Origin of the sequence: Kitasatospora sp. NPDC051170 (genome assembly GCF_044455705.1) — a bacterium.
In the GTDB taxonomy this organism is placed as follows: Bacteria; Actinomycetota; Actinomycetes; order Streptomycetales; family Streptomycetaceae; genus Kitasatospora.
In genome coordinates, this window is the sequence record NZ_JBITFA010000003.1 from 204,599 (window position 1) to 229,216 (window position 24,618).

Here is a 24,618-nt window from a genome sequence, read left to right on the forward strand (position 1 = left end):
AAACCGCCCGCTCCCCCGTCCCCGCTCCCCCGCTCCCCCTTTCGGGCGGACGACGGGCGGGTTGCACCCGGGCCGCGGCGGCGGCTGCGCCACCCTGGTGCGGACGCCGCCCGCGACGGTGCGGGCGGGCGCGGCACGAGAGCAGGGTGAGCCGGACATGGTGGTGCGCGGACGAGCACAGGGAGGCGTCGTCGTCGGCAGGACCGTCGCGGCGGCGGTCTGCGCGGCCGCCCTCCTGACCCCGGGGTCGTCCCTGGCACCGCCCGCGCCCGTCCTGGTCGCACAGGCCTCCCCCGCGCCCTCCCCCGCGGCCTCCGACTCGAAGCTGGAGGTCGTCCGGATCGACCCGGACCCGGCCCCGCCCGGCGGCACCACCACCGTGCACGCCTTCGTCGCCAACCGCGGCCCGGAGACGACGGCCTCCCCCTTCACCGTCCTGGTCGCACTGCCGCAGGGCGTCTCCCCGCAGGGCCCGTACTTCCCCGCCGACTGCGAGGTGCTGCGCCGCGGCCGCCTGGTGCGCTGCGTCTTCGGCCCCGGGCTGCCGCCACTGCGCACCGCGACGGCGCTGGTGCCGGTGCGCCTGGACCCGGAGCTGCGCCCGGGCCGGCTCGGCGGCGGCTGGGTCGCGGTGCGCAGCGCGGACGACCCGGAGGACGCGGGCACCCGGCAGCCGTACGACCTCACGGTCGCCGAACCGGCTGCCGGGTGACGTCCTCCGGGCCGTCCGTACTGACAGTCCGTCCCAACAGTCCGTACTACCTGTCCGTCCTGACAGTCCGTACGTCCCGTCCGCGCTTCCTAGCGGTAGACGCGGACGTAGTCCGCGGCCATGGTGATCGGGGTGTTGCCCTGCGGGGAGGGGTGGTACTTCCCGGCGGACACCGACAGGTTGAGGATCAGGTACGCGGACCAGTTGGCGCCGACGCCCTTGCCGTCGGAGTGGACCTTGACGCCGTTGACGTACCAGTCCACCGAGTTGGCGCCGTAGTAGGTGCCGATGGTGACCCACTGATCCTTGGCGACGGTCTTGGGGTTGGTCCAGTACTCGGGGTTGCTGGGGTTGACGTGGTTGGTCAGCTCGAGCAGGTTCGGGTTGTCGGGGTGGTACTCGAAGGAGTCGATCTCCCCGTGCGCGCCGCTGTCGCCGTTCCAGGTCCACAGCGCCGGCCAGGCGCCGGTGCCCGCCGGGAGCTTGACGCGGGTCTCGGCGTAGTCGCCGGCCTTCACCTTGAAGCCCTGGCTGGAGTACTCGGTGGTGAGCAGGCCCGCGTCCCACGCCTGCTTGCCGTTCTCCAGGGTGTGACTGCCGGGCGCGGCGGTGAAGGTGGCGACGCCGCCGGAGACGGAGACCTTGCTCTGGTCGATCCAGTCGAGCTTGTTGTCGTCCGGGTTGTGGGTCTTGTAGTGGTACGAGCTGCTCTGGTCGCCGGTCCAGCGGGAGCCGTACGCGATCGGGCCGTTGAACTCCTCGTAGAAGGCCATCGACTTGCCGGCGATCGGCGCGGCCTGCGGGTTCGGGGCCGGGGTGGGCGTCGGAGTCGGAGTCGGAGTCGGCGTGGGCGTGGGCGTGGGCTTTGGGGTCGGGGTCGGGGTCGGGCTCGGGGTGGGCGTCGCGGTGGTGGAGACCACGAGCTTCTGCGAGGCCAGGTTGTGCCAGGCGCCGGCCTGGTCCTGCCAGAAGCCGAACTGGGTGTACGTGCCGGCGGGCAGGGTGCGGGCGGCGCTGGTGAAGCTCAGGCCGCTGGGGCAGATCCGCACGTTGGAGGCGTTGCCGGGGAAGTCCAGGTTGGTGCCGGCGGCGTCGCGCACGCCCACGCCCACGGTCTTCGCGGTGAAGCAGGCCGAGGAGTGGAGGGTGAGCGAGGCCGTGGTGGCCTTGTTCGCGACCATGGTGGCCGGGGCCAGGCGGTCCTGGGTGACGGTCGGGGCGGTCGCGGCCTGGGCGCCGGTGGCGGCCGGGAGGCCGAGGAGGCCGGCGCCTCCGATGGCGAGCGCGCCGGTGGCGGCGAGGGCGGCGTTGCGGCCGCGGTGGGAGGGGCGGGCGTGGCGCGCGACGCGGCGGGCCCGGGCAGGCTTGAGCATGGTGTGTCCTCTGCGACGCCTGCGAGGTGAGCTGTCGGGTTCGGGCCGAGGAAGCCCGGCCGCCTGTGGGAGGCGGCTTCACCCCAAGCCGCGGCCGCTGCGCGGGAGCGCAGGGCCGGGCACTGACCTTGGTTCCCCCGCTCCCGTCCACTGTGGTGCTCGACTGCCCGCCGGCGGGTGGACGGGACTCGGCGTCCCGGCGGCGGGGTCCGCGGGGGCGGACGACGGTTGCAGGCTAGGCAACTCGTCCGTGGGCGGACAACTCTCCGGGGCCCGTTGTCGCGCACCTCACAGTGGTGTCGATCAACCACGCTGCGTGGCGGGCGAGTTGATCACGCCGGGGTGGCGCGTACGGGCCCGGCCGACTCCATACCGGAGAATGGCGCCGCCCGTGTGGGCCCAGTCGGATAAATTGGAGGCCTGTCCTCCTACGCACTGCACAAGAGCGCGTGGGAACACCGGGACCACCAGCCCGACGCCTTGCCCGCCCACCTCCCGACCGAGGAGCCGCCCCACCATGACCACGTCCCTGCCCGGCTTCGCCGGCCGCACCTACGTCTTCCGGGTCGACAACGGCGCGGCGTTCCGCAACACCTACTCGGCCGACGGCACACGGCTGCGCTGGGAGGGCCTCGGTGAGTCGGCGGGCCAGTGGGAGGACGTGGGCCTGCATGTGGCCGAGGTCGCGCCGGAGATCTACTTCGTGAGCTGGACGGAGCGCAGCGGCATCACCGTCAGCCACGTGATGGACCTGGCCAGGCTCACCGTCCGGGCGTTCTGGACCTTCGAGGGCGAGGGCGGCCGCGTCGGCCAGCTGCACACCGGGACCCTGGAGCGGGTGGGCTGAGCACCCGCCTGAGCGCCTTCCTGGGCGCCTTCCCGAGTGCCTTCCCGAGCGCCCGCCTGAGCGCTTTCCCGAGCGCCTTCCCGTACGAACGGAACGGCGGCGGGGCCCGGAACCGGCGTACGGTCCCGGGCCCCGCCGCTGCCCTGTCAGGCGGTGGCGGACGCGGCCGGCCGGTCCGGGACCTTGAGGTGCTGGGAGAGCCACTCCAGCGAGGAGGGCAGCAGCGCGCTCCAGGTCTCGAAGTTGTGGCCGCCGTTCTCGAGCATGCTGTACGAGACCTTCATCGGGCTCTGCACCGCGTCGACGAACGCCTCGGTCTCCTGCCGGTAGTTCCCGTCGCCCTTCTTGGTGCCCGCCAGCAGCACGGACACCTTCGGCTGCGGCAGGTTCCTGAGCCGCCACAGCAGGTTCGCCTCGTGGCGGCGCTGCTCGCTGCCGCCGAAGAGGTCGCCGGTGGTCGGGTCGTCGGTCGGGGCGTCGTAGTACGCGGAGAGGGCGACGGCCGTCGGGAAGACGTCCGGGTGGCGCATGGCCAGCTTGAGGGCGCAGTAGCCACCGGTGGAGTTGCCCATGAACGCCCACGCCTGCGGATCGGTGGAGACCCGGTAGCTGGCCTGGATCGCGGAGGGCACGTCCTTGGCGAAGTACGTGTCGGACTGCGCCCCGTTCGGGACGTCCTCGCACTCGGTGTCCTGCGGCAGGGCCGGCGAGGGGCGCACCAGGACCATGACGGTCGGCTGCATCCTCCCCTCCTGGAGGAGCTTGAGCGCCGCGCCCGGGTAGTTGAAGCGGGTGATCAGGTTCTCGGCGATTCCCGGGAAGCCGGTGCTGACGATCACGGCCGGGAACTGCTTGTCGGCGTACGCGGGCTGGAAGTACTGCGGCGGCAGGTAGACGTAGCCCTCGGTGGAGAGGCGGCTGATCCTCCCGTCGATGCGGACCTTGCGGATCTCGCCGGACTGGGCGGGCTCGCGGCCCATCGCGCCGCCGCCCTTGACCGAGGCGGTGCCGATCGTGTCCACCACGAGGCGGCCGGAGGCGTCGGCCTTGTTGTGGATGACCACCGGGCCGGTCTCACCGGTGCCCAGCAGGTCGTCCCAACTGCTGTAGAACGCGAAGTAGTTGTTGGCCACCAGGCCGAGCGCCGCGAGCACGGTGAGCTGGGTGCCGAGCAGCGCGCCGATCCGGCCGAGCACCGCCTGCCAGCTCTTCCCCGCCAGTCTGGGCCACAGCCAGACCGTGCCGATCATCATCACGACGGCGATCAAAACGGTCAGTGCCAGCACCTTGTGGCTCGTCAGACCCATGTCCCACTTGCTCCCACGCCTCGTACCTCCGCGCCCCCGGGGCGGAGGACATCCGGGGAGGTCACCCCGGTTCCCCCGCCGGGGCGTGAGGTCCAACCCTAGCGTCACCTGGGAGAAAGCTGGATGTCAGGTCGAGGGGTGCTCCCGGTCGGGAACGGCGGCGGATCCGGGGGCGGCGACAGCTCCGGAAACGGCGGATCCGGGGACGGCGGATCCGGGAACGGCGGCTCCGGGGACGGCGGCGGATCCGGGGGTGCGCACCAGCCTCTGGTACAGCACCGTACGCGAGCGGCGGGTGCGCTGCACCAGCCCGGCACGGTGGAGGATCTGCAGGTGGTACGAGACGGTGGCGGGGCTCAGGCACAGGCGGGTGGCCAGCTCCGCCGTCGAGTGCGGCTGGGAGAGTTCGGCGAGCAGCTTCACCCTGGTCGCGCCGAGGAGTTCGTCGCGGCCGGTGCGCGGCAGGCAGTCGGTCGGCGCGGCCGGGTAGACGATCAGCGGCCCGCGGCGCGCGGGCGTGCCCGGGGGTTCGCCGCCGCAGAAGATCGCCCTTCCCGCGAAGACGCTGGGGACGAGCACCGCCGAGTCGGCCTCGAGGTCGATGCGGTGGGAGTCGGGGACGAGCGGGGTCAGGATGAGGACGCCGTCGCGCTCCCGGAGGTTGGGGGCGAGGCTGTCGAGGGTGTCCGAGATCCCCCGGGTGACGATCGCGGAGGCGCGGATGGCGACCTCGCCCTCCAGGCGGGCGCGGATGCCCGGCCAGTGCGAGGCGAGGGCGGCGTGCCAGAACTGCTCCATCTCCCCGGCGATCCGCTGCGCCAGGTACTCCTCGCCCCGGTCCAGGGCCGCCAGCAGCAGCCGGGGCGGGCGGTGCGCCGGACTGCGGTCCCAGGCGTGGCCCTCCAGCGCCGCCGACAGCTCGTAGCGGACCCGCTCGGCCGGGGTGGTGGCCACCAGGTGCAGACCGCCGGTGAGCGTCATGTCGAAGCCCGTCGACTCCGGCCGCAGGAAGTCGGGCGCATAGCCGAGCGGACCGCCGCCCGCGACGGCGGCCAGCAGGCCCAACTTCCGTTCCGCCAGGGCCCGTACGGCGTTGTCCCGCCAGCGCGGGCCGAGCACCTGCGGGGTGCGGGCGAGGGTGAAGAGCAGATCCTTGGCCGTGTCGAGGGGCGAGGCCGCGAACCGGACCCTGCCCAGACCTCGCACGCCCAGGTCGATCCGGATCACGGGCGGGCCCCCTCGGACGGCTTCGAACAGTCTCGGAAGGCATCGAATCACCCGGGGGTGGACACGTCACCCGGTTCCCCGGATTCCGTTCCGCCGGGGGGCGCCGGGGAGCCGGGGAACCGGGCGGGGTGCCGGGGTGCCGGGGTCCGCTGTCAGGCGTGGGCGGGGCGCAGCGGCTTCGCGAGGACGATTTCGCCCGCACGCTCGGCGAGCGGGGTGAAGCCGTGGCGGCGGTAGAGGGCGAGAGCGGGTTCGTTCGCCGGGAGGACGCCGAGGTGCAGGGTGGTGGCGCCGTCCTCGCGAGCCCAGCGCTCGACCTCGGCGATGAGCAGGTCCGCCACTCCCCGGCCGCGCGCCTTCGGGGCGACCCAGAGCGAGCGCAGTTCCCGGACCTCGGGCGCCGGCCCCGGCATGCCGGCGGCGAGGCCGACCGCCGCGCCGTCGAGGAAGGCCGCCACCTGGTGGGCGCGCGGATCGTCGAGGCGGGCGCGCCAGCGCTGCGCGCCGCCGTGGTGCCAGTCGGCCAGGCTCGCCCTGAACGCCTGCGGCGCGTCCGTCAGCGCGGCGACGCGCAGGTCGTGCCAGAGCGGGCCGTCGGCGGGGGTGAGGGTGCGCAGATCGGTCACGACGGCCAGGCTACGCCCGGGCGTGACGCCGCCGGACCACGGCCCCTTGCCGCGTCCGGCGCCGCCGCGCCAGGGCGTTGCCGAGGGCGGCGATGCCCGCGCCGATCAGCAGGAACGCCGCCGCCAGCAGGGCGCAGGCCCCCGCGACCCGCCGGTAGCCGCCGTGCAGCGCCGGGTCGAGGAAGGGGTACGGGTACCAGTCGACGGCGTGCCCGCGCAGCAGGCTGTACACCAGGTAGACCAGCGGGAACACCAGCCAGGCCGCCACCGCCCTCGGGCCGACGCGCCGTGCCGGAGGGTCGATCACCCAGTCGGCGAGCAGGACGAGGGGCATCGCCCGGTGGACGACGTCGTTGACCCACGGGATGACCTGCAGGTCCGGGTACTTGAGCAGCAGCGTGCCGTACACCAGCCCCGTGATCACCAGGTACAGCACCACCGCCCCGCGCACCGCCCCCGGCACCGGCGGCCGCCCGGTGAGCCCGGCCCAGCCGCCGTAGCCGAGCACGGCGACTGCGGCGAGGTTGCTGAGGTTGGTGAAGTACCCGAAGAAGTTCACCACCCCGGTCACGTCGGTGGCGGCGTGGTACCCGGAGAAGCAGAGCGCGACCGCCGTGAACGCGGCGACGGCGAGCCGGACGGGCGCGAGCCGGGCGTGGGTGCTCGGGGGCATCGTCGGGTCCGCCTCTCTGGGGCCGGCAGGGCTACTCGGATTGAAACCCGGGTGGCGGCGGGCGGCCACAGGAGGCGTGGTCCGCTGTGCGGGCGGGCGCCGCTACGGCGGGTGCCGCTACGGCCGGCGCCAGGCGGTGGCGAAGGCGGTGGCCGGGTTGGTGGTGAGCAGCAGGTGCGGCAGATCGGGGCCGAAGGTGCGGGACAGGCGGGGGGCGAGGTCGGTGAGGAGGCGGGCGGGGCCGCCGAGGCGGCGGGCGGTGCGGGTGGTGGTGTCGGCGCCGAGGAGGAGGCGGTCGGCGTGGCCGGCGTCGACCAGGTCGGCGATGACGTCGAACGCCTGGAGGTCGGTGGGGTGGCCGGCGCGGGAGGGGCTGTCGAGGGCGAGGTGGACGCCCTCGGCGGCGAGGCCGCGGTGCAGGGCCGGGTCCGTGAGCCGGGTGAGGTGGCCGAGGACGATCCGGTCGGCCGGGACGCCGTGGTGCTCGCGCAGGTCGTCGAGGATCTCGTGCGGGTCGCCCGCGGCCTCCAGGTGGACGGCGATCGGGGCGCCGGTGGCGTGGTGGGCCTCGGCCGCGGCGGCGCGGACCCGGCGGGCGTGGGCGGTGCTCGGCCCGGGGTCGCTCGCGATCTTGATCAGCCCGGCCCGGACGCCCTCGGGGGCGCCGGGCAGGCCCGTGGTGAGGTCGGCGACGAAGCGGGCGGCGAGGTTCTCGTACGGCGTGCCGTACGGGGTGGTGTGCGGGACGTGGTGGGCGGCCTGGTGGGTGCCGGTGGCGGCGAGGAGGTGGACGCCCGTGGCGCGGGAGAGTTCGGCGAGGTGGGCGGCGCCGCGCCCCATGCCGTACGGGGTCCATTGGACGAGGGTGCGGCCGCCGGCTTCGGCGAAGGCGTGCAGGACCTCGGCGGCGGCGGTCGGGTCGTCCAGTTCCTCGCCGGGCAGGAGGGGGCTGCGGATGAAGAGGTGGTCGTGGGAGTCGGTGGGGCCGAGGTCGGCGGGGTCGAGGTCGCCGAGGACGGTGCGGACCGTACGGGCGGCGGGGGCGGCGGGGGTCATGCCTTCGCCTGCTCGGCCTGGGAGGTCTGGGCGGCCTGCGCGGCCTGCGCGACCTGGTCGGCCTGCTCGACCTGGGTGAAGGTGGCGGTGGCGACGCGCAGGCCCGCGAGGGCCTTGGGGACGCCGACGTACGGGGCGAGGTGGACGATCACCTCGGTGATCTCCTCGCGGCTCAGCCCGATCCGCAGGCTGTTGCGCACGTGGTCGGCGAGCTGGGGTTCGACGCCGCCGAGGGCGGTGAGGGCGGCCAGGTTGGCGACCTGGCGGTCGCGCGGGGTGAGGCCGGGGCGCTGGTAGGTGCCGCCGAAGAGGGCGGTGACGATCCAGTCGGGGAAGCCGGGGGCTATGGCCTCGAGGCCGCCGAGGGTGCCGGCGGCGGCCGGGCCCGCGTACTCGGCGAGCGCGGCGTAGCCGGCGGCGCGGTCGAGCGGGGCGGGCGTCAGGCCTGCGGGCGTCAGGCCAGTGGGGGCGAGGTCGGTGGGCGCGAGGTCGGTGGGCGTCAGGTCGGCGATGTCTGCGGACATGGTGGTGGTGGGTCCTTTCACCAGTGACGGCCGGCGGGCAGCCGGGTGAGTTCGGGGCGGGAGAGGTGGAGCACCTGGTACCGGGTGCCGGGGACGTCCTCGGGGGCCGGGCCGTGCCAGAGGGCGAAGCGGAGGAGTTCCCACCGGTCGGGGTCGACGGCGACGGCGGCGGTGTGCAGGGCGGGGTGTGTGGTGGGGAGTTCGGCGAGGGCGCGTTCGACCGCCTCGGCCGGGTCGGAGGCCTCGGGGAGCCGGACGGTGTCGCGGGTGGCGGTGGTCGGCATCCGGCCGGCATCCGGACTCCGAACAGATTGCAGATCCTGTCCGTTGTTCGGCGCCTGCCCACCGTTGTCGCCGCCGTTGTCGCCACCGAAGCCGTGCGCGAGGCCCGCGCCGAGCCAGTGCCGGACGGCGGGCCGCCCGAAGTCGGCGCTCAGGCCGCGGAATCCGGGGCCCCAGAGGAAGCCGTTCATGCCCTCGGCCGTACGCCAGAGGTAGAACGGCGCGTACTGGTTGACGGGCGAGGCGTCGCGGCCGCGCTCGCGGATCAGGTACGCCTTGAGGCCGAGCCCCGGGTGGCCGTCGAGCAGGTGGCCGCGTTCGGCGACGCGTCGGCGGATGATCCCCATGTCGTAGTCGGCGGGGAGGGTGATCTCGTACTGCATGGCGTGCACGGCATGGTCTCCCTGATCACTGGGGGTTCCGGTGCTACGACCGGGCCGGGGCCCGGTGGGCGGCGAGCAGGCCGAGCGCCCCTCGGACGGCCTGCTCGAAGGGCTCCGGGCCGTCCGCCGCGCGGGCGAGCACGTAGCCGCCCTGGACGACGGCGACCAGGGCCGCGGCGGTGTCGGCCGGGTCGAGCCCGGGGGTGAACTCGCCGCCCGCCTGGCCCTCGGCGATCAGCTCGGCGATGCGGCCGCGCAGCCAGTCGAAGGTCTCCTCGACGGGGGCGCGCAGCTGCGGGTCGGCGACGACGTCCGGATCCTGGGCCATCCGGCCCATCCGGCAGCCGCGCAGCACGTCGCGGTCGCGGCGGAGGTAGGCGGCGATGCGGTCGTGGGCGCTGCCGGGGGTGGCGAGGTCGGCCTCGGCGATCGCGCGCATCTGGTCGGCGCTGCGGCGCAGAGCGGCGGCGGCGAGGTCGGGCTTGCCGGTGAAGTGGTGGTACATGCTGCCCTGGCCGACGCCTGAGCGCTGCTGGATGGCCTTGGGGCTGGTGCCGACGTAGCCGCGCTCCCAGAGGAGGGCCTGGGTGCTCTCGATGAGACGGTCCTGGGTGGTCACGTGGATCACTGTACATACCAGTAGGTACAGAGCGCCAGTACCGATTCACGACCGAGGGCCGTGCGCCGCCCCCCGGCGGCCACGGCCCCTCGACCGTTCGTCATCCCCCGTACTGCGAGGCGGCATTCCGCCTCACCGGGTGGCGCACGTCACGTCACGCACGGTGGTTCTCGTGACGGTCCGTGAGACCTGCAGACCGGCCCGTTCCGGCGACGCGCAGAAGGCCGGTCGGCGCAGGGCGCCCGGCGGGACGCGACTGGCAGGATGTCCGCCATGACCTACCTCGCCTCGGATGACCGCTACGCCTCGATGACCTACCGCAAGGCCGGCCGCAGCGGCGTGCGGCTGCCCGCCGTCTCCCTCGGGCTCTGGCACAACTTCGGCGACGCCCAGCCGCTGGACGTGCAGCGCGCGGTGCTGCGCCGCGCCTTCGACCGGGGAGTCACCCACTTCGACCTGGCGAACAACTACGGCCCGCCGTACGGAAGCGCGGAGCGCAACTTCGGGTACCTGTTCGCGCAGGACTTCCGGCCGTACCGCGACGAGCTGTTCATCGCCAGCAAGGCGGGCTGGGACATGTGGCCCGGCCCGTACGGCGACGGCGGCAGCCGCAAGTACCTGCTCGCCAGCCTCGACCAGTCGCTGGCCCGGATGGGGCTGGACTACGTCGACGTCTTCTACTCGCACCGCTACGACCCCGAGACCCCCGTCGAGGAGACCATGGGGGCGCTGGACACGGCGGTTCGCTCGGGCAGGGCGCTGTACGCCGCGATCTCCAACTACCCGGCGGAGCAGCACCGCGAGGCGGTGGCGATCCTGCGGGAGATGGGCACCCCGGTGCTGCTCAACCAGTCGGTGTACTCGATCCTCAACCGCAAGGTGGAGGAAGGGGTGCTGGAGGCGGTGGGCGACACCCAGACCAGCCTGATCGCCTACTCGCCGCTCGCCCAGGGGCTGCTGACGGACCGTTACCTCTCCGGGAAGGTGCCGTCCGGGTCGCGGATGTCGGTCGGCAAGTTCCTGCGGGAGGAGGCCCTGACCGAGGCCAAGCTGGAGCAGCTGCGCGCCCTGAACAAGGTCGCCGAGGGCCGAGGTCAGACCCTGGCGCAGCTGGCGCTGAGCTGGGTGCTGCGCGACCCGCGGGTGGTCTCGGTGATCATCGGCGCGAGCAGCGTGGCCCAGCTCGACCAGAACCTCGACGCGCTGGCCGGCGGCCCGCTGACGGCCGAGGAGCTGGCGGAGATCGACCGGCTGAGCGCCTGAGGCGCCGAGGCGGGGGCCACCGCACCGGCCCCCGCCTCGTTCCGTCCCGACCTGCCGCGTCCCGTCCTGTCCTGCCGCGTCAGGGCCTGCCGTACCCCGCCGCGTCCCGTCAGCGCTTGATGCCCAGGGCCGGCAGAACCGTTTCCGCCACCCGGTGCGCCTCCTCGAGCAGGGGGTTCCCGGAGAGGATGAAGGTGTCCACGCCCAGGGACTCGAACTCCTGGAGCCGCTCGATGACCTGCGCCGTCGAACCCACCACCGCCGTGCCGGGGCCCGGGCGGAACAGACTCATCCCGGGCCACAGGTTCGGGGAGGACTCCAGCTCCCGGGCCCGAGCCGGGACCTTGCCGCCGTGCTGGCGGAACTGGCGCTGCCAGCCGACCCCGTCCTCGCCCTTCGCCCCGCCCAGCTGGCGCGCGTACGTCGCCTCGCTCGTGACGTCCAGCAGCCGGTCGGCGGCCGCCCACGCCTCGTCCTCGGTGTCGCGGACGATCAGGTGCAGCCGCAGGCCGATCCGCAGGCTCCGGCCGTGGGCGGCGGCCCGCTCGCGCACCAGGTCGAGCTTCTCCTTGAGCAGGTGCGGCGGCTCGCCCCAGGTCAGGTAGACGTCCACGTGCTGCGCCGCCATCTCGATGCCGGCCGCCGAACTGCCGCCGAACCAGAGCGGGATGCCGCCCGGCTGCACCGGGGTGAGCTCCCGCAGGCTCGCGCCCGCGTTCTTCAGGTCGTAGAACTCGCCCTTGTGGTCGAAGACTTCGCCCGCCGTGAGGCGCTTGACGATCGACCAGTACTCGGCGCTGAGCCGGTAGCGGTCGTCGTGCTCCACGTCGAGGCCGTACTCGCGCAGCTGCGCGGTGGAGCCGTTGACCACGTTGAACCGCAGCCGGCCGCCGTGCAGCTGGTCGAAGCTGAGCGCCGACTTCGCCAGCAACGTGGGCGAGATCAGCCCGGGGTGGACGGCCAGCAGCGGCTTGAACGCCGGGGTGGTGGCGGCCGCGAGGGCGCTGCCGAGCGTCCAGACGTCGTACAGGTCGGTGGCCAGCAGAGCGCCGGTGTAGCCCAACCGCTCGACGCTGCCCGCCAGTTGCTGGAGGTAGCGCAGGTCGACGGGGCGACGCCCGGCGGGCTCCCACGGGTAGTGGCCCTCGCGCGGGATGATGTACCAGAGGACTTCGGAGGCCATGACTCAGACCGCCTTCGCGAGCGCGGCCGCCACCGGGCCCTCGAGGGAGGGCAGATGGGCGTCCGCGACGGTCAGCGCGCGGTCGACGAACCCGACCCGGTGGAAGATGTCCGCCGCCTCCTGCTGCTCGGCGACGAACCCGGCGGTGGCGGGCTCCAACTCCCAGGGCAGCGCGGTCAGCGCGGTCTCCCAGTCGGCCGCCTGCCCGCCCAGCTCCTCGGCCGCGATCGCGGCGGCCTCGGCCGGGTTGGCGGCCGCCCAGGCGTCGGCCCGCCGCAGGGCGGCGGCGATCGCGGCGACCACCTCGGGGCGGGCGGTGGCGAAGTCCCGGCGGGTGAAGAACACCGAGCGGTCGGTGATGACGTCGCCGGTGCGGATCAGCTCCCGGAACCCACCGCCACGGCGGGCGGCGGCGAGTTCGGCGCCCTGGGCGATCCACCCGAGGATCTCGCCGTCGCGCAGCCGCTGTGCCTGGTCGGCCCCGGCCTCGGGGCGGGCGGGCGTCACGTCCACGCCGTACGAGAGCCCCTGCGCGTCCAGGGCTTTGGCGAGCAGGTGGGTCTGCCAGGAGCCGATGCCGAGGACGACGGTGCCGCCCTTGAGGTCGGCCACCGTGCGAACCGGGCCGGAGTCCAGGACGAGCAGGGCGCCGTGGTCGGGGCGGGGCGCGGAGACGGCCGCGTACACCAGGTCGTGGCCGGCCGCCTGGGCGGTGATCGGCGGGGTGGAACCGGTGCCGCCGAAGTCGATGGTGCCCTCGGCGAGCAGGGCGCCGGTGCGGGTGCCGTCCGTGTAGTGGTGGAAGGCGCCGCTCTCACCGAGCGGGGCCAACTCCTCGTCCAGGTAGGGCAGTCGGGCCAGATAGTAGAGGGACGGGTTACTGGCGTGGACGCCGAGGGTGACGGTCATGGCTCTCAACTCCGGTGGTACGTGCGGCGAACGGGGGATGGGGGGCGGGGTGTTTCGGGGCGGGTCAGTGGACGCCGAGGTCGGCGAGCAGGCGGGCGCGCAGGGCGGCGAAGGCGGGATCGGCCGGGTCGCGGGGGTGCTCGACGGCGACCGCCTCGTCGCGGATCAGGTGGCCGCCCCGCAGGACGGCCACGCGGTCCGCCAGACGCACGGCCTCGTCCACGTCGTGGGTGACGAGCAGGACGGCGGGGCGGTGGCGGCGGACCAGGTCCCCCACCAGGTCCTGCATCCGCAGCCGGGTGAGCGCGTCCAGCGCCGCGAACGGCTCGTCGAGGAGCAGGAGTTGCGGCTCCCGCACCAGCGCCCTGGCCAGGGCGACGCGCTGCGCCTCCCCGCCCGACAGGGTCGCCGGCCAGGCGTCGGCGTGCTTCTCCAGGCCGACCTCGGCGAGCGCCCGCAGCCCGGTCTCCCGGGTGGCGGCGCCGCGCGGCAGGCCGACCGTGACATTGGCCAGCACCCGCTTGGACGGCACCAGCCGGGGCTCCTGGAACACGACCGTCCGCACCGGCGGCACGAGCACCGTGCCCGCGTCCGCCTGGTCGAGCGCGCCGAGGATGCGCAGCAGGGTCGTCTTCCCGGTGCCGCTGGCACCGAGCAGGGCCACGAACTCGCCCCGGGCGATGGACAGGTCGACGCCGTCGAGGACGGCCCGGGTGCCGAACTCCCGGCGCAGGCCCCGCAGATGGACGGCCGGGGCGGCGACCTCGGCGGCGGGGTCGGGTTCGGGGTCGGGTTCGGGTTCGGGGTCGGGTTCGGCGGGGTCCGTGAGGGGCGGGACGGTCGTGGTCATCGGGCTGCTCCCTGGACTGCCTGGCGCCACGGCATCAGGAGGCGTTCCAGGATGCGGACGATCAGGTCCGCGGCGAGGCCGAGCAGCCCGTAGATCAGGATGCAGACGGCGAGGACGTCGGTGCGCGAGTAGTTCTGGGCCTGGGCCATCAAGTACCCGATGCCCTCGGTGGAGTTGATCTCCTCGGCGGCGATCAGGGCGATCACGCTGAGCGTCATCGACAGCCGCAGCCCGGAGAGCAGCGAGGGCAGCGCCCCGGGCAGGACGACGGTGCGCACGACGGCCCAGCGGCCGAGGCCGAAGCTGTGCATGGCCTCGACCAGTTTGCGGTCGGTGCTGCGGACGCCGCCGGAGGCAGAGACGTACATCGGGAAGCTGGTGGCGACGCCGATCAGGGCGATCTTGGCGGTCTCGGTGATGCCGAACCACACCATGAACAGCGGGACCAGCGCCAGGAACGGGACGGTACGCAGGACTTGGATCGCCGAGTCCAGCAACTCCTCACCGAGGCGGGTGAATCCGGTGACCACGCCGAGGACCAGGCCGACGGAGGCGCCGAAGAACAGGCCGAGTCCGGCGCGGGTGAGGGAGACGGCGAGGGCGTCGGTCAGCTGACCGTTGCCCCACAACTCCCCCACCGCCTCGGCGACCTGGGCGGGCGAGGCCAGGACGTCCTGGGTGAGCGCGCCGGTGGCGGAGGCGATGAACCAGGCGGCGAGCAGGGCCAGCGGCCCGAGGGTACGCAGGGTGAGCGCGAGCGCGCGGGACCGGGGCCTGCGGCGCCTGGCGCGCGGCTCGACCAGGCCCGCGGCGAGGGCCGCCTCGGTGTCGGCGGGGGTGGTACGGGTTGCGGTGGTCATTTGGCACCGTCTCCGAGCTTGTTGACGTCGATCAGGTACGGCTTGACGTCGACCAGTTGCTTGGTGACCTTCTGGTCGGCGAAGAACGTGGCGACGACGCCGAAGCGGGCGGTGTCGGCCTCGGAGATGACGTCGGCGACGGCGCCCTGGCGGCTGACGTTCACCGCGATCTCCTTCTCTGCGGGCGTGACGGCGGTCGGGCCGGCGTCAGTGAAGACGTTGAGGTATCCGGCCGGATCGGCCTTCTCCTTCTGGCCGTTGTCGCGCAGGTAGGCGTAGAAGGTCTTCACCACCTCGGGGTGCTTGTCGGCGAAGCCGTTGCGCACCGCCCAGACGGCGTAGTTGTCGGAGCCGATCTCCTTGCCGTTCACCAGGAAGTGGGCCCCGGCGTTGGCGACGGCGGGGGTGGAGAAGGTGTTCCACGTCGCCCAGGCGTCCACCTGGCCGGAGTTGAAGACGCCGGAGGTCTGGTCGGCGCGCAGGTAGACCCGCTCGACCTTGTCGGCCGGGATGCCGTTCTTCTCCAGCGCCTTGAGCAGCAGGTACTCACTGGTGCCGCCCTGGGAGACGGCCACCTTCCTGCCGACCAGGTCCTGGACGGACTTGATGGGCGAGTCGTTCTTGACCAGGATTCCCTCGCCGACGCCGTCGGGGGCCGTCTGGGCGAAGAGCTTGAAGCCCGGCTTCTGGGCGAGCGCGGCCACCGCCGAGGTGATCGAGCCCTGGGCGATGTCGAGCTGGTCGGCGGAGAGCGCCTGCGCGGCCGGGGCGAACGGCCCGGCGCTGCCCGTCCAGGCGACCTTGGCGTGGACGGCGGCGAGGGCCTTGTCGAGCGTGCCGTCCTTCTTGCCACGGGCGAGGAAGCCGTTGTTGCCGGGATCGGGCAGCCGGAGCACCACCTCCGCCCCACCGGCCCCGCCGGCGGAAGCCTTGCCCCCCTCGGTGGAGGAGCCGCAGGCGGCCAGGGCGGTGGAGGCGAGCAGTGCGGTGGCGGCGAGGGCGAGGCGGGCGGAGGGGGTCATGCGAGGAACTCCAGGGGAGGTCGGGGGGCGGAAGTCGGGGGGCGGGGAAGGGCGGGTCGCAGCTGACGGATGTCAAACGACGGGTGTCGGATGACGGATTTCAGTGGTTGTTCGCTGACATCCGTTCGCTGTCATCTGTCAGCTGTTCGCTGCAAGTCGTCAGTTGTCAGCTGTCAGCTGTCAGCCGTCAGGTGTTCACGGCGCTCAACCCGGCCCGCCGCTCGCGCAGCAGTTCACGGGCGGCGCGCAGCGGTTCGGGGGCGGCCCAGGTGGCGATGTCCACCGGGGCGGCGAGGAATCCCCGCCCCCTGAGGAAACGTTCCTGCTGCGCCAGGAGGTCCAGCCGCTCCCCCGACAGGTCGAGGTGCAGGGTGCGGTGGCCGCCGGCCGCGTAGGCTCCGGCGACTCCCTCGGCGCCCGCGCCGGTCTCGGCCCGCAGGATCCGCGCCACCTCCTCCGGGCGGTCGGCCGCCCAGTCGGCGGCGTCCAGCAGGACGGCCAGGAAGCGGGTCACCAGATCGGGGCGCTCGTCCAGCAGCCGCTGGTGGACGGTCACGGGCCGGGGCGTCCCGTTGTTGACCCGGGCCCGGCGGTCCGGCAGCGTGTCCAGGTCGACGGCCACCTCCGCGCCGATCCGCCGGGCCGCCTCCACGGCGAGCGCCCCCTTCACGTACACGGCGTCCACGACGCCGTCCCGCAGCGCCGCCAGCTCGCCCGCCCACTGCCCGCCGCCGCGCGGCGCGGGGACGTCCACCAACTCGGCATCGTCCAGGGTGAGCCCGGCGAGGCCCAGGGCGCCGTGGAAGCCGGCGAGGGCCATGGCCCGCCAGAAGTCGATGGCGATGCCATGATGTGGGATCGCCAGCCGCAGACCGCGCAGTTGGGCCGGCTCGGTGATCCCGCTGCCCGCCCGGACCAGCACCACCTGGCGCTCCTCGATCCAGGTGAGCCCGATCAGCCGGGTCGCCTCGCCGCGCGAACGCGCCCACAGCGCGGGGACGTTGCCGCCCTCGCGGAACAGGCCCGGGAGCGCGTGGGTGTAGTGGTGGTCGGCCGCCTCCTCCGGAGGCGCGTCCTGCAGGGAGCGGACGGTGATCCCGTCGGCGGCGAACTCCCGCGCGAGCCAGCCCTGGTCGGCGGCGATGCCGGTCGCGGTGGGCACCGGGCAGCGGGTGAACCAGAGGGTGTCGGGGGCGGAGTCGGGGGCGGAGTCACGGGCACCAAGGGCACGGCTGGACACGGGATGTGGTCCTCTGCGGAAGTCGAAGGCCGGAGATCGGGGAACGCGCGGTCGGACACCCGACCGGTGTGAAGGGGTGGCGTCAGGGACGACAGACGCAGGGCGAGGGACACCGGTGCATGGTCACGGCTCCTCTCCTTCCTGCGAGTTGATGCCGGTTGATGCCGGTTGATGCCGGTCGGCGCGAATCGGGTACGCCCGGGCCGAGGGCTTCCGGGGCGATGCGTCGAGCGTTCCACGGTGGCGGAGCCCGGGGCAAGGGTTTGCCACATCGTGGGATCTGTTGTTCACGAACGCCATCCCATTGCAACCACGCCGACACAATCCCGCAGCACCCGCTGGCCTACGCTGAGACTTCCTCCGGCGGACCGGCCGGATCTTCGAAGTCGTCGAACCGAAACGCGAGGTGCCATGGCCGAGGCCGCGACCGCCGCCGTCCAGAGTCCGCCGGCCGGTGCGCAGGCCGTCCAGCGCGCGCTGGGGCTGTTGCACTGTTTCCACGACAACGGACCGGACCTGAGCGCCTCGGACCTGGCCCGCCGGATGGACCTCTCGGTCTCGACCGCGCACCGGCTCGCCCGCACGCTGGTGAGCGCCGGCTTCCTGGAGCAGGACGAGCAGACGGCGCGCTACCGGCTCGGCCCGGCGGTAGCCGAACTCGGTCAGCTCACCTTCCACCAGCGCGGACTCCACCTGGCCGCACCGGAGTTGAACCGCCTCGCCGAGCGCACCAACGCCACCGCCGACCTGGCCATCCGCAGCGGCTCGCACGCGGTGATCCTGGTGGGCGGCTCCGTCCGCCCGGACACGGGCCTCGGCCTGCGCCGGCCGCTGCACTCCACGGCGCTCGGCAAGGTGTTGCTGGCCTGGCCGCGCCCGGGCGAGTCCGCGCTGTCGGCCCTCGGCCGGCTGAGCTCCTTCACCGACCGGACGATCACCGAACCGGCACTGCTGGAGGAGGAGTTGGGGAAGGTCCGGGCCCTCGGGTACGCCGTCAACGACGGTGAGTCGGCCGCCGGGGTGCGCACGGTCGCGGTGCCCGTCCTGGACATCACCGGGCAGGCCCGCTTCGCCCTGGCCGTCCGCTCGACCCCGGCCCATCTCACCGACGACCGTCTCGACTGGTTCCTCGGCCACGCCCGCGCCTGCGCCGACGCCCTGGCCGTCCTGCTGCTGCCGCCCGACCAGCGCGCCTGAGCCGAGCCCCCGACCTCCGAAAACGCGCTACGGCGGGCCGCCCGCCGGACGAGCGTCCGGGGCGACCCGCCGTAGCGGTCGAGGAAGCGCGGTCGAGGAGACGCCGCCGGGGGAAGAGCGGCCGGTCAGCTCGCCGGGGTGTACTTGTAGCCGACCCGGCGGACCGTCACGATGCTGTCGCGGTAGGCCGCGCCGAGCTTGCGCCGCAGCCGGGCGACGTGCACGTCGACCGTACGGCCGTCGCCGACGTGCCCGTACCCCCACACCGCCGAGACCAGGTGGTCCCGGGTGTGCACCCGCTGCGGGTGCTCGGTGAGGTGGGAGAGCAGCTCGAACTCCAGGTACGTGAGGTCGAGCAGCCGCCCGTCGACGTAGGCGTTGCGCCGCTCGGTGTCGACGGTGATGCCGCGCCCGACCGGACGCACCGGGCGCGGCGCCGCCGCCTGAGCCGCAGGAGCCGGGGCCGGAGCCACGGCGGCCGGGCTCTCGGCCGGCACCAGCACCAGGTACCCGACCATCGGCTGGCCGGCCGCGCCGGTGAACTGCCCGCCGTACTGGGCGAGCAGACCCTGCGGCAGCGCACCCTGCGGCAGGGCCGCGACGACGGTCGCCCCCTCCGGCAGCGCGGCGAGCAGCGCCTGCGGCGCGGCGGGCACGACCGGCACGGAGGGCACGGAGGGAACGACGGGCGCAGCGGGAGCAGCCGGGCCGGAAGCCGGACGGCCGTGCCCTGCATGGGAGTTGGGCAGGCCGCGCCCGGCCTGCGGCACCGCGCCGCCGGAGGGGAGGACGTTGGGGAAGGACCGGACCGCGCGCAGGTGCGGGGTCGCGGCGGGCAGGGGGAGGGTGGCCGTGGAGGAGGAAGACATGGTGACCGCTCATTTCGCGCGTGACGGACGGGGTGGAGTCGTCTGCGCGTCGACCGGGCTGTTCCGCGGGTGCAGGCTCGGAGGTGAGACCGAGTCAGCGGGCGGAGGGCCGGGACGCGCCGGGCGAGCCCGGACACGTCTGGTCGAACAGGTGCGGCTGCCGCGAGGGCCAGAACGGCTCGAGGTCCGTCAGGCCCGTGCGGCCGGAGCCGCCGCGCACCGGGGCGTGGCGTCCGCACCCGCTCGTCCGGCCGGGCCAGTGGGCGTGCGAGCGACCGGGCCGGTCGCCGACGGGCATCGCGGGGGCCGGCCGTCCGGGTGTGCGGGGTCGGCGGCGGGCGGTGCCGGGGGCGGCGGGTCTGGAGCAGGCGTTGTTCACTGGTGGTTTCTCCGCTAGGCGGGGCCGGTTACGGGAAGGCCGCGGACGCGTCGGCGGCTGGTCCGACACGTCCGCCACGGCCTGGTCGACGGGATCGGCGGCAGGTCGCAGGGCGCCGGAAGGAGTTCGGCGCCTAGGACGTACCGCGGGGATGGGGTCGGCCGGTCAGCGACAACAGGCGCTGCAGATCAGCGCGTGGTCGATGTAGCGGCGGACGGTGAGCACCGGGGCTACGGCGGCGGACATCTCGGGTGCGGGTGCGACGGTCTCGCGTCGTCGGTCGACGGTCATCCTGCTGCCCTCCCCCTTCGTCCTGCCCTCGGTCCGCGCGGCGGCCACCCCGACGGGGTGCGCGCCGGCGTCGCCTCACCGGTTCGTCGAAGTCCGGTCGGCCACGCCCTGGGAGCGCGACCCTCCCCACGGCACGGCCGGGGGCGGCCTTCGTCGACAGAGCCTTCCACGGCCGGGCCGGTCTAGGCAACCTTCCGGACGCCGAGCGTCCGGAATGTGGACGCCGGAATGAGACGGTGAGGATATGACCGCAGGTCAGGCCCGCGCGTGGGCGGCGCGACGGCGGTTCACGGCGGCGTGCTCGACCAGGGTGACCAGCACCTCCTTGCCGTCCTCCCGCTGCCGCGCGTCGCAGAGCACGACGGGGATCGCGGGGTCGAGGTCGAGCGCGTCGCGGACCTCCTCGGGGGCGAACCGCTCGGCGCCGTCGAAGCAGTTGACCGCGACGACGAACGGGATGCCGCGCTGTTCGAAGAAGTCCACGGAGGGGAAGCAGTCGGCGAGCCGCCGGGTGTCGGCGATCACGACCGCGCCGAGCGCACCCCGGGCCAGCTCGTCCCAGACGAACCAGAACCGGTCCTGCCCGGGCGTGCCGAACAGGTAGAGGGCGACGCCGGCGTTGAGGTCGATCCGGCCGAAGTCCATCGCCACCGTCGTGGTGCGCTTGGTCTCCACGCCCGAGGTGTCGTCGACCGGGCGGCCGAGTTCGCTCAGCTCCTCCTCGGTGCGCAGCGGGCGGATCTCGCTGACCGCCCCGACCAGGGTGGTCTTGCCCGCGCCGAAACCCCCGGCGACCAGGATCTTCACGGCGGCGGCCGGGCCGCCCCGCCAGCGGGGGCCGGTGGCGGGGGTCTGGTCAGAGCGGGCCTGGTCAGAGCGCACGGAGTCCATTGATCACGTCTCGCAGCAGTCGCTCGTCGGGCAGTTCGGCGAGCGGGACGGGTCGGGTGACGCTGATGAGGTCCGCGTCGTAGAGGTCGCCGAGCAGGACCCGTACGACACTGACCGGCAGGTCGGTGTACGAGCCCAGCTCGGCGACGGACAACGGCTCGCGGCGGCACCAGGCCAGGATGGTCTGGTGCTCCGGGTCGAGGACGTGGGCGGGCACGGCCCCGGCCGCGGGGCCGGGCTCGACGGCGGTGATCAGCGAGATCAGGTCGAACAGGCCCTCCTCGACGGGCCGGGTGCGGCCCCTGGTCATCGAGTAGAGCCGCACGACCGGGCCGGCCTCGTCGTCGAACCAGTGTGTTTCGACCGGGGCGCGCGGGCGGAAGAGGTCGACCTCGGGGTCGTCGTCCTCCGCCGGCTCCCCGAACACCGCCGCCGCGGCCGGCCCGTCCGGAACACCGGGCACGTCCGGGACCTCCGGGACGTCCCGTGCGTCCGGCCCGTCCGGCCCGTCCGGTAGGTCGGGTACCACCCGTATGACCGGCACCTGGGGCCCGTCCGTCTCGCCGTTCGAATCCGCCATCGGACCGCTTACCTCCCGGGCGGCGCGGCTTCGGTGCGCGGCTCGGCGGCCATGTGCTCGCCGACCCGCTTGACCAGCAGCGCCATCTCGTAGGCGATCTGGCCGATGTCCGCCTCGGCCTCGCTCAGTACGGCCAGACAGCTGCCGTCGCCGGCGGCTGTGATGAACAGGAAGGCTTCGTCCAGCTCCACCATGGTCTGGCGGACGCCGCCGACCTTGAAGTGCCCGCCGGCGCCCTTGGCCAGGCTGTGGAAGCCGGCCGCGACGGCGGCCAGGTGCTCGGCGTCCTCGCGGTCGAGGTCGCGGGAGGCGCCGGTGGCCAGGCCGTCGTTGGAGAGGATCACCGCGTGCCGCAGCGCCGCCACGCGTCCGACCAGGTCGTCCAGGAGCCAGTTGAGGTCGCCGGGCGGCTGCGTCGAAGTGGTCATGAGTCAGTTCCTTCCGCTGGAGCGGGTGGTGCGGGTGAAGCCGGTGCCGAGGGCATTGAGGGTGTTGAGGATGTTGAGGATGGAGCCGGTGTTGCGGGAGTCGTGAACGGCCCGGGGCCGCCCGGGCGCAGCGGTACGGCGGGCGGGCCGGGCGGCACCCGGCGGGCCAGGGCCGCGTTGGCGCCCGCGCCGTCCGTGGGGGCGGACAGTGCGGCCGGGGCGGGCGCGGGGCTGATCGCGCGCCGTGAGGTGTCGGGCGGCTGCCAGGCCGGGACGGGAGCGGGGCTGGGTGCGGGTGCGGGTGCGGGTGCGGACGGCACGGTGGCGCCGCGCCCACGGGTGAAGCCGCGCTGGAAGGAGGCGAAGGTCGCCCGTGCCTCCTCCGGCGAGCGCTCCCGCGTCTCCGCTCCGTCGGTCGCGTCGGCCGGGCCGCCCTCGGGCTCGCCGCCACCACCACCGCTGCGGAATCGTTCCGCCCGCTGCTCCTTGAGCTGCGGCGCCAGGTTCGCCTGCCGGACGCGCCGGGGCAGCCCACCCTCCGTCCGGGATGCGGACACGGGCGTGGACACAGGCGCGGACACGGGCGTGGACGCGAGCGCGGCGTCGTCCACGGGCACCGGGGAGCCCGTCACGGCCTCCTCCGACCGCCGGTGCCTGCCCGCCCCGGACGAGCCGTTCGCACCGTTCAGCCCGACCGGCACACCGTCCGAGGTGGGGACCAGCGTCGGCCCGCCCCGCCCGCGCGCGGCCCGGCGCGGCAGCCCGCCCGCCGTCCGCCCGCTCTCCGGCGCGGACGGCCGGGGCCCACCGGCCACCCGGTGCCTGCCCCCGCTGCCGCTCCCACTGCCACTGCCACTGCCGTCCCCGCTGCCCGAGCTACCCGAGCCGGCCGCGCCACTGCGCGTACGCCCCGCCGAACCGCTCTCCGCAGCCGCCCCCGGCACCGCCACCAGCTCCCGCTGCCCGCGCCGCCCGCCCGAGGCCCCCTCGGCCCCCGGCGGCTCCGCCCGCCCGTCCGGCGCCTCCGCGAGCAGCTCGCGCGGGATGAGCACGACCGCCGTCGTCCCCCCGAACGGCGAGGGCCGCAGGTGGACGCGGATGCCGTGCCGCCGCGCGAGCCGGCTGACCACGAACAGGCCCAGGCGGTCGGTGTCGGCGAGGTCGAACTCCTGCTCCACGGCGAGGCGTTCGTTGATCTCGGCGAGCAGCTGCTCGCTCAGCCCGAGCCCCCGGTCGTCGATCTCCAGCGCGAAGCCGTGCGCCACCACCTCGCCCTGGACGGTGACCTGGGTGCTGGGCGGGGAGAACACGGCGGCGTTCTCGACGAGTTCGGCCACCAGGTGGGTGACGTCGGCGACGGCGCTGCCGAGCAGCCCGGTGCCGGGGAAGGGCCGCACGGTGACGCGGGCGTAGTCCTCGACCTCGCCGACCGCCGCGCGCACCACGTCGACCATCCGCACGGGCTTGCGCCAGGCGCGCCCGGGCGAGCCGCCCGCGAGGATGATCAGGCCCTCGGCGTGACGGCGCATGCGGGTGGTGAGGTGGTCGACCTTGAAGAGGTCCTCCAGCTCCGCCGGGTTCTCGGTGCGGCGCTCCATGGTGTCGAGGAGGGTGAGCTGGCGGTGGAGCAGCACCTGGCTGCGCCGGGCGAGGTTGACGAAGACGGCGGAGACGCCGCGTCTGAGGTCGGCCTGTTCGACGGCGGCCTCGACGGCGGCGCGCTGGACGGCGTTGAACGCCTGGCCGACCTGGCCGATCTCCGCGTCCCCGAAGTGGAGTTCGGGTGCCTCGGCGGCCACGTCGACGGCCTCGCCCTTGCGCAGGCGCAGCATGACGGACGGCAGCCGGGTGCTCGCGAGTTCGTTGGCCGCGTTGCGCAGGCCGATGAGTTCGCGGGCCAGACCCCGGCCGATCCGCAGGGAGATGACGATGGACAGCACGACGGCGACGAGGCCGACGGCGCCGGCGATGCCGCCGCGCAGCAGGGCGGACATGGAGGCGGCGTTCTGGCGTTCGTCGATCCCGGCGGCGATGCGGCCGTTGATGGCGCTGAGGTCCCCGAGGGAACGGTCGGCGGTCTCGCGCCAGTTGTCGCCCGCGAGGGCCTGGGCGACGCGGTCGGGGCCGCCGGCGCCGACGAAGTCCGCCTCGGCGCGGGCGAGGGCGGACCAGGCGTCGCCGCCGCGCAGGGCGATGTAGTCGGACTGGTCGGCGGCTTCGAGTTCGGCGACGTAGACGGTGAACAGGGCCTGCTGGTTGTGCAGGGCGTCGAGTGCGACCTGGTACTGCTCGGCGGTGGGCTTGGTGGTGCTGGTGCGCAGGCCCTCCATCGCCGCGTCCTCCTGGGAGAGGTACTCGCGGGCGCGGACGAGCTCGATCAGGATGGTGCCCTGGCGCGGGAGTTGGCCGCTCTGCCGGGCGACGAAGGCGGAGCGGAAGCCGAAGACGGGTTTGACGAGGTCCCCGTACTGGACGAGTGCGAACTCCCAGTTGAGCGCGGCGCGGGCAACCTGGGCGCGCAGCGGGCCGAGCTGGTCGGCGGCGGCGATGATCTGCAGGTAGCGGCCGCGCTGGCCCTGGGAGAGCTGCTCGGAGGAGTTGTCCTTCTTCTGCCGCAGCACGTCGAGGCTGCGGTCGGTGGCGGCCCTGGCGCGGTCGAAGCCGTCCTTGGCGACGGGCGAGTTGGGGTCGGCCAGGCGCCGGACGGCGGCGCGGCGCTCGTTCTGCAGGTCGGCGGCGTACTGGTCGACCGGGGTGCTGAACTCCTTGTACGTACGGCTGATCTTCAGCTGGTTCCAGACGTCTCCGGTGGTGACGACGGTCGCGTACGCCCACAGGGCGACGAGCGCGACGATGGGCACCAGGAGCAGCGCGATGATCTTCGCGCGGATCGAGCTGCTGCGCAGACGCATGGAGTCCTCGGTCGGGAGTGTGCCAGGCGCGAGCCGGTGGGCGTGGACGGTGCTTCAGCGGTGGGGGCCGTTGGGGTGGGGCTGGAGTGGATCGTCGGATCGGGCCTGGCCGGGG

At 74.0% G+C, this 24,618-nt stretch carries 25 protein-coding genes and 1 riboswitch; of the genes, 4 read left to right on the top strand and 21 right to left on the bottom strand.

All coding sequences use genetic code 11. The features are described from left to right. Positions 1–61 precede the first annotated feature (61 nt). Positions 62–712 carry a hypothetical protein gene (locus ACIBCA_RS07960; RefSeq protein WP_396281980.1) on the top strand — a complete coding sequence of 217 codons (651 nt, stop codon included), beginning with the start codon at positions 62–64 and terminating at the stop codon, positions 710–712. 89 nt (positions 713–801) lie between these two features. Here the strand turns inward: ACIBCA_RS07960 and ACIBCA_RS07965 are convergent, their stop codons facing one another. Next, the gene (locus ACIBCA_RS07965) at positions 802–2,085 is read right to left on the bottom strand and encodes a family 16 glycosylhydrolase (RefSeq protein ID WP_396281981.1); all 1,284 of its coding nucleotides are present in this window, start codon (positions 2,083–2,085) and stop codon (positions 802–804) included. A gap of 1 nt (position 2,086) precedes the next feature. After that, a riboswitch (cyclic di-AMP (ydaO/yuaA leader) is annotated at positions 2,087–2,253 on the bottom strand. A gap of 349 nt (positions 2,254–2,602) precedes the next feature. On the opposite strand from ACIBCA_RS07965, the gene ACIBCA_RS07970 reads away from it, so the two are divergent. Then, on the top strand, positions 2,603–2,932 hold the full coding sequence (locus ACIBCA_RS07970; RefSeq protein ID WP_396281982.1) for a MoaF-related domain-containing protein: 330 nt from the start codon (positions 2,603–2,605) through the stop codon (positions 2,930–2,932). A 146-nt stretch (positions 2,933–3,078) separates the two neighbouring features. Here ACIBCA_RS07970 and ACIBCA_RS07975 read toward each other — a convergent pair whose 3' ends face one another. From ACIBCA_RS07975 to ACIBCA_RS08010, 8 genes are all read right to left on the bottom strand, one after another. Then, positions 3,079–4,239, bottom strand: a complete 1,161-nt coding sequence (locus ACIBCA_RS07975; protein WP_396281983.1) for an alpha/beta hydrolase — start codon at positions 4,237–4,239, stop codon at positions 3,079–3,081. 126 nt (positions 4,240–4,365) lie between these two features. After that, complete coding sequence (locus ACIBCA_RS07980; protein WP_396281984.1) at positions 4,366–5,466, bottom strand: ArsR/SmtB family transcription factor; 1,101 nt, start codon at positions 5,464–5,466, stop codon at positions 4,366–4,368. 152 nt (positions 5,467–5,618) lie between these two features. Further along, a complete protein-coding gene (locus tag ACIBCA_RS07985; RefSeq protein WP_396281985.1) occupies positions 5,619–6,092 on the bottom strand; it encodes a GNAT family N-acetyltransferase in 474 nt (157 codons plus the stop codon). 10 nt (positions 6,093–6,102) lie between these two features. After that, the gene (locus ACIBCA_RS07990; protein ID WP_396281986.1) at positions 6,103–6,765 is read right to left on the bottom strand and encodes a Pr6Pr family membrane protein; all 663 of its coding nucleotides are present in this window, start codon (positions 6,763–6,765) and stop codon (positions 6,103–6,105) included. Between the two features lie 117 nt (positions 6,766–6,882). Further along, positions 6,883–7,821: a phosphotriesterase gene (locus tag ACIBCA_RS07995; protein ID WP_396281987.1), complete on the bottom strand. Its 939-nt coding sequence runs from the start codon at positions 7,819–7,821 to the stop codon at positions 6,883–6,885. Continuing rightward, entirely contained in the window at positions 7,818–8,345 is a 528-nt protein-coding gene (locus ACIBCA_RS08000) for a carboxymuconolactone decarboxylase family protein (RefSeq protein WP_396281988.1), read from the bottom strand. The genes ACIBCA_RS07995 and ACIBCA_RS08000 overlap by 4 nt, the downstream gene beginning before the upstream one ends. Before the next feature lie 17 nt (positions 8,346–8,362). Continuing rightward, positions 8,363–9,019: a DUF4865 family protein gene (locus ACIBCA_RS08005; RefSeq protein ID WP_396281989.1), complete on the bottom strand. Its 657-nt coding sequence runs from the start codon at positions 9,017–9,019 to the stop codon at positions 8,363–8,365. 34 nt (positions 9,020–9,053) lie between these two features. Next, the gene (locus tag ACIBCA_RS08010) at positions 9,054–9,629 is read right to left on the bottom strand and encodes a TetR/AcrR family transcriptional regulator (protein WP_396281990.1); all 576 of its coding nucleotides are present in this window, start codon (positions 9,627–9,629) and stop codon (positions 9,054–9,056) included. 273 nt (positions 9,630–9,902) lie between these two features. Between ACIBCA_RS08010 and ACIBCA_RS08015 the strand changes: the two genes are divergently transcribed. Next, positions 9,903–10,892, top strand: coding sequence for an aldo/keto reductase (locus ACIBCA_RS08015; protein WP_396281991.1), 990 nt, complete (start codon positions 9,903–9,905; stop codon positions 10,890–10,892). A gap of 109 nt (positions 10,893–11,001) precedes the next feature. On the opposite strand, the gene ACIBCA_RS08020 is transcribed toward ACIBCA_RS08015, so the two are convergent. From ACIBCA_RS08020 to ACIBCA_RS08045, 6 genes are all read right to left on the bottom strand, one after another. After that, positions 11,002–12,075, bottom strand: a complete 1,074-nt coding sequence (locus ACIBCA_RS08020; protein WP_396281992.1) for an LLM class flavin-dependent oxidoreductase — start codon at positions 12,073–12,075, stop codon at positions 11,002–11,004. 3 nt (positions 12,076–12,078) lie between these two features. Further along, positions 12,079–12,984 (bottom strand): ABC transporter substrate-binding protein, encoded by a 906-nt coding sequence (locus tag ACIBCA_RS08025; RefSeq protein WP_396281993.1) that lies wholly within the window; start codon positions 12,982–12,984, stop codon positions 12,079–12,081. Between the two features lie 64 nt (positions 12,985–13,048). Beyond that, positions 13,049–13,834, bottom strand: a complete 786-nt coding sequence (locus tag ACIBCA_RS08030; protein WP_396281994.1) for an ABC transporter ATP-binding protein — start codon at positions 13,832–13,834, stop codon at positions 13,049–13,051. Further along, entirely contained in the window at positions 13,831–14,694 is an 864-nt protein-coding gene (locus ACIBCA_RS08035) for an ABC transporter permease (protein ID WP_396281995.1), read from the bottom strand. Before ACIBCA_RS08035 ends, ACIBCA_RS08030 begins: the two co-directional genes overlap by 4 nt. Then, positions 14,691–15,716, bottom strand: a complete 1,026-nt coding sequence (locus ACIBCA_RS08040) for an NrtA/SsuA/CpmA family ABC transporter substrate-binding protein (RefSeq protein WP_396281996.1) — start codon at positions 15,714–15,716, stop codon at positions 14,691–14,693. Before ACIBCA_RS08040 ends, ACIBCA_RS08035 begins: the two co-directional genes overlap by 4 nt. 187 nt (positions 15,717–15,903) lie before the next feature. After that, a complete protein-coding gene (locus ACIBCA_RS08045; RefSeq protein ID WP_396281997.1) occupies positions 15,904–16,956 on the bottom strand; it encodes an ABC transporter substrate-binding protein in 1,053 nt (350 codons plus the stop codon). A 411-nt stretch (positions 16,957–17,367) separates the two neighbouring features. On the opposite strand from ACIBCA_RS08045, the gene ACIBCA_RS08050 reads away from it, so the two are divergent. Continuing rightward, entirely contained in the window at positions 17,368–18,153 is a 786-nt protein-coding gene (locus ACIBCA_RS08050) for an IclR family transcriptional regulator (protein WP_396281998.1), read from the top strand. Positions 18,154–18,278: 125 nt separating this feature from the next. Here the strand turns inward: ACIBCA_RS08050 and ACIBCA_RS08055 are convergent, their stop codons facing one another. The 6 genes from ACIBCA_RS08055 to ACIBCA_RS08080 all read right to left on the bottom strand — a co-directional run bounded on the left by ACIBCA_RS08055 (position 18,279) and on the right by ACIBCA_RS08080 (position 24,503). Beyond that, positions 18,279–19,022 (bottom strand): winged helix-turn-helix domain-containing protein, encoded by a 744-nt coding sequence (locus tag ACIBCA_RS08055; RefSeq protein ID WP_396281999.1) that lies wholly within the window; start codon positions 19,020–19,022, stop codon positions 18,279–18,281. Between the two features lie 544 nt (positions 19,023–19,566). Further along, entirely contained in the window at positions 19,567–19,692 is a 126-nt protein-coding gene (locus tag ACIBCA_RS08060) for a hypothetical protein (protein WP_396282000.1), read from the bottom strand. A 255-nt stretch (positions 19,693–19,947) separates the two neighbouring features. Further along, positions 19,948–20,583 carry a GTP-binding protein gene (locus ACIBCA_RS08065; protein ID WP_396282001.1) on the bottom strand — a complete coding sequence of 212 codons (636 nt, stop codon included), beginning with the start codon at positions 20,581–20,583 and terminating at the stop codon, positions 19,948–19,950. Next, the gene (locus ACIBCA_RS08070; RefSeq protein ID WP_396282393.1) at positions 20,564–20,893 is read right to left on the bottom strand and encodes a DUF742 domain-containing protein; all 330 of its coding nucleotides are present in this window, start codon (positions 20,891–20,893) and stop codon (positions 20,564–20,566) included. Before ACIBCA_RS08070 ends, ACIBCA_RS08065 begins: the two co-directional genes overlap by 20 nt. A 278-nt stretch (positions 20,894–21,171) precedes the next feature. Continuing rightward, on the bottom strand, positions 21,172–21,591 hold the full coding sequence (locus ACIBCA_RS08075; RefSeq protein ID WP_396282002.1) for a roadblock/LC7 domain-containing protein: 420 nt from the start codon (positions 21,589–21,591) through the stop codon (positions 21,172–21,174). After that, positions 21,588–24,503, bottom strand: coding sequence for a nitrate- and nitrite sensing domain-containing protein (locus tag ACIBCA_RS08080; RefSeq protein WP_396282003.1), 2,916 nt, complete (start codon positions 24,501–24,503; stop codon positions 21,588–21,590). Before ACIBCA_RS08080 ends, ACIBCA_RS08075 begins: the two co-directional genes overlap by 4 nt. Between the last annotated feature and the right edge of the window lie 115 nt (positions 24,504–24,618).

What these genes read in the sequence shown, in the direction of transcription:
- ACIBCA_RS08030 (WP_396281994.1), bottom strand. Translation starts at nt 13,834, where the DNA reads ATGACCACGACCGTCCCGCCCCTCACGGACCCCGCCGAACCCGACCCC.
- ACIBCA_RS08025 (WP_396281993.1), bottom strand. Translation starts at nt 12,984, where the DNA reads ATGACCGTCACCCTCGGCGTCCACGCCAGTAACCCGTCCCTCTACTAT.
- ACIBCA_RS08035 (WP_396281995.1), bottom strand. Translation starts at nt 14,694, where the DNA reads ATGACCACCGCAACCCGTACCACCCCCGCCGACACCGAGGCGGCCCTC.
- ACIBCA_RS08055 (WP_396281999.1), bottom strand. Translation starts at nt 19,022, where the DNA reads ATGTCTTCCTCCTCCACGGCCACCCTCCCCCTGCCCGCCGCGACCCCG.
- ACIBCA_RS08040 (WP_396281996.1), bottom strand. Translation starts at nt 15,716, where the DNA reads ATGACCCCCTCCGCCCGCCTCGCCCTCGCCGCCACCGCACTGCTCGCC.
- ACIBCA_RS07990 (WP_396281986.1), bottom strand. Translation starts at nt 6,765, where the DNA reads ATGCCCCCGAGCACCCACGCCCGGCTCGCGCCCGTCCGGCTCGCCGTC.
- ACIBCA_RS07970 (WP_396281982.1), top strand. Translation starts at nt 2,603, where the DNA reads ATGACCACGTCCCTGCCCGGCTTCGCCGGCCGCACCTACGTCTTCCGG.
- ACIBCA_RS08060 (WP_396282000.1), bottom strand. Translation starts at nt 19,692, where the DNA reads ATGACCGTCGACCGACGACGCGAGACCGTCGCACCCGCACCCGAGATG.
- ACIBCA_RS08080 (WP_396282003.1), bottom strand. Translation starts at nt 24,503, where the DNA reads ATGCGTCTGCGCAGCAGCTCGATCCGCGCGAAGATCATCGCGCTGCTC.
- ACIBCA_RS07975 (WP_396281983.1), bottom strand. Translation starts at nt 4,239, where the DNA reads ATGGGTCTGACGAGCCACAAGGTGCTGGCACTGACCGTTTTGATCGCC.
- ACIBCA_RS08070 (WP_396282393.1), bottom strand. Translation starts at nt 20,893, where the DNA reads ATGACCAGGGGCCGCACCCGGCCCGTCGAGGAGGGCCTGTTCGACCTG.
- ACIBCA_RS08065 (WP_396282001.1), bottom strand. Translation starts at nt 20,583, where the DNA reads ATGGACTCCGTGCGCTCTGACCAGGCCCGCTCTGACCAGACCCCCGCC.
- ACIBCA_RS08000 (WP_396281988.1), bottom strand. Translation starts at nt 8,345, where the DNA reads ATGTCCGCAGACATCGCCGACCTGACGCCCACCGACCTCGCGCCCACC.
- ACIBCA_RS08050 (WP_396281998.1), top strand. Translation starts at nt 17,368, where the DNA reads ATGGCCGAGGCCGCGACCGCCGCCGTCCAGAGTCCGCCGGCCGGTGCG.
- ACIBCA_RS08015 (WP_396281991.1), top strand. Translation starts at nt 9,903, where the DNA reads ATGACCTACCTCGCCTCGGATGACCGCTACGCCTCGATGACCTACCGC.
- ACIBCA_RS08075 (WP_396282002.1), bottom strand. Translation starts at nt 21,591, where the DNA reads ATGACCACTTCGACGCAGCCGCCCGGCGACCTCAACTGGCTCCTGGAC.
- ACIBCA_RS07965 (WP_396281981.1), bottom strand. Translation starts at nt 2,085, where the DNA reads ATGCTCAAGCCTGCCCGGGCCCGCCGCGTCGCGCGCCACGCCCGCCCC.
- ACIBCA_RS08020 (WP_396281992.1), bottom strand. Translation starts at nt 12,075, where the DNA reads ATGGCCTCCGAAGTCCTCTGGTACATCATCCCGCGCGAGGGCCACTAC.
- ACIBCA_RS07995 (WP_396281987.1), bottom strand. Translation starts at nt 7,821, where the DNA reads ATGACCCCCGCCGCCCCCGCCGCCCGTACGGTCCGCACCGTCCTCGGC.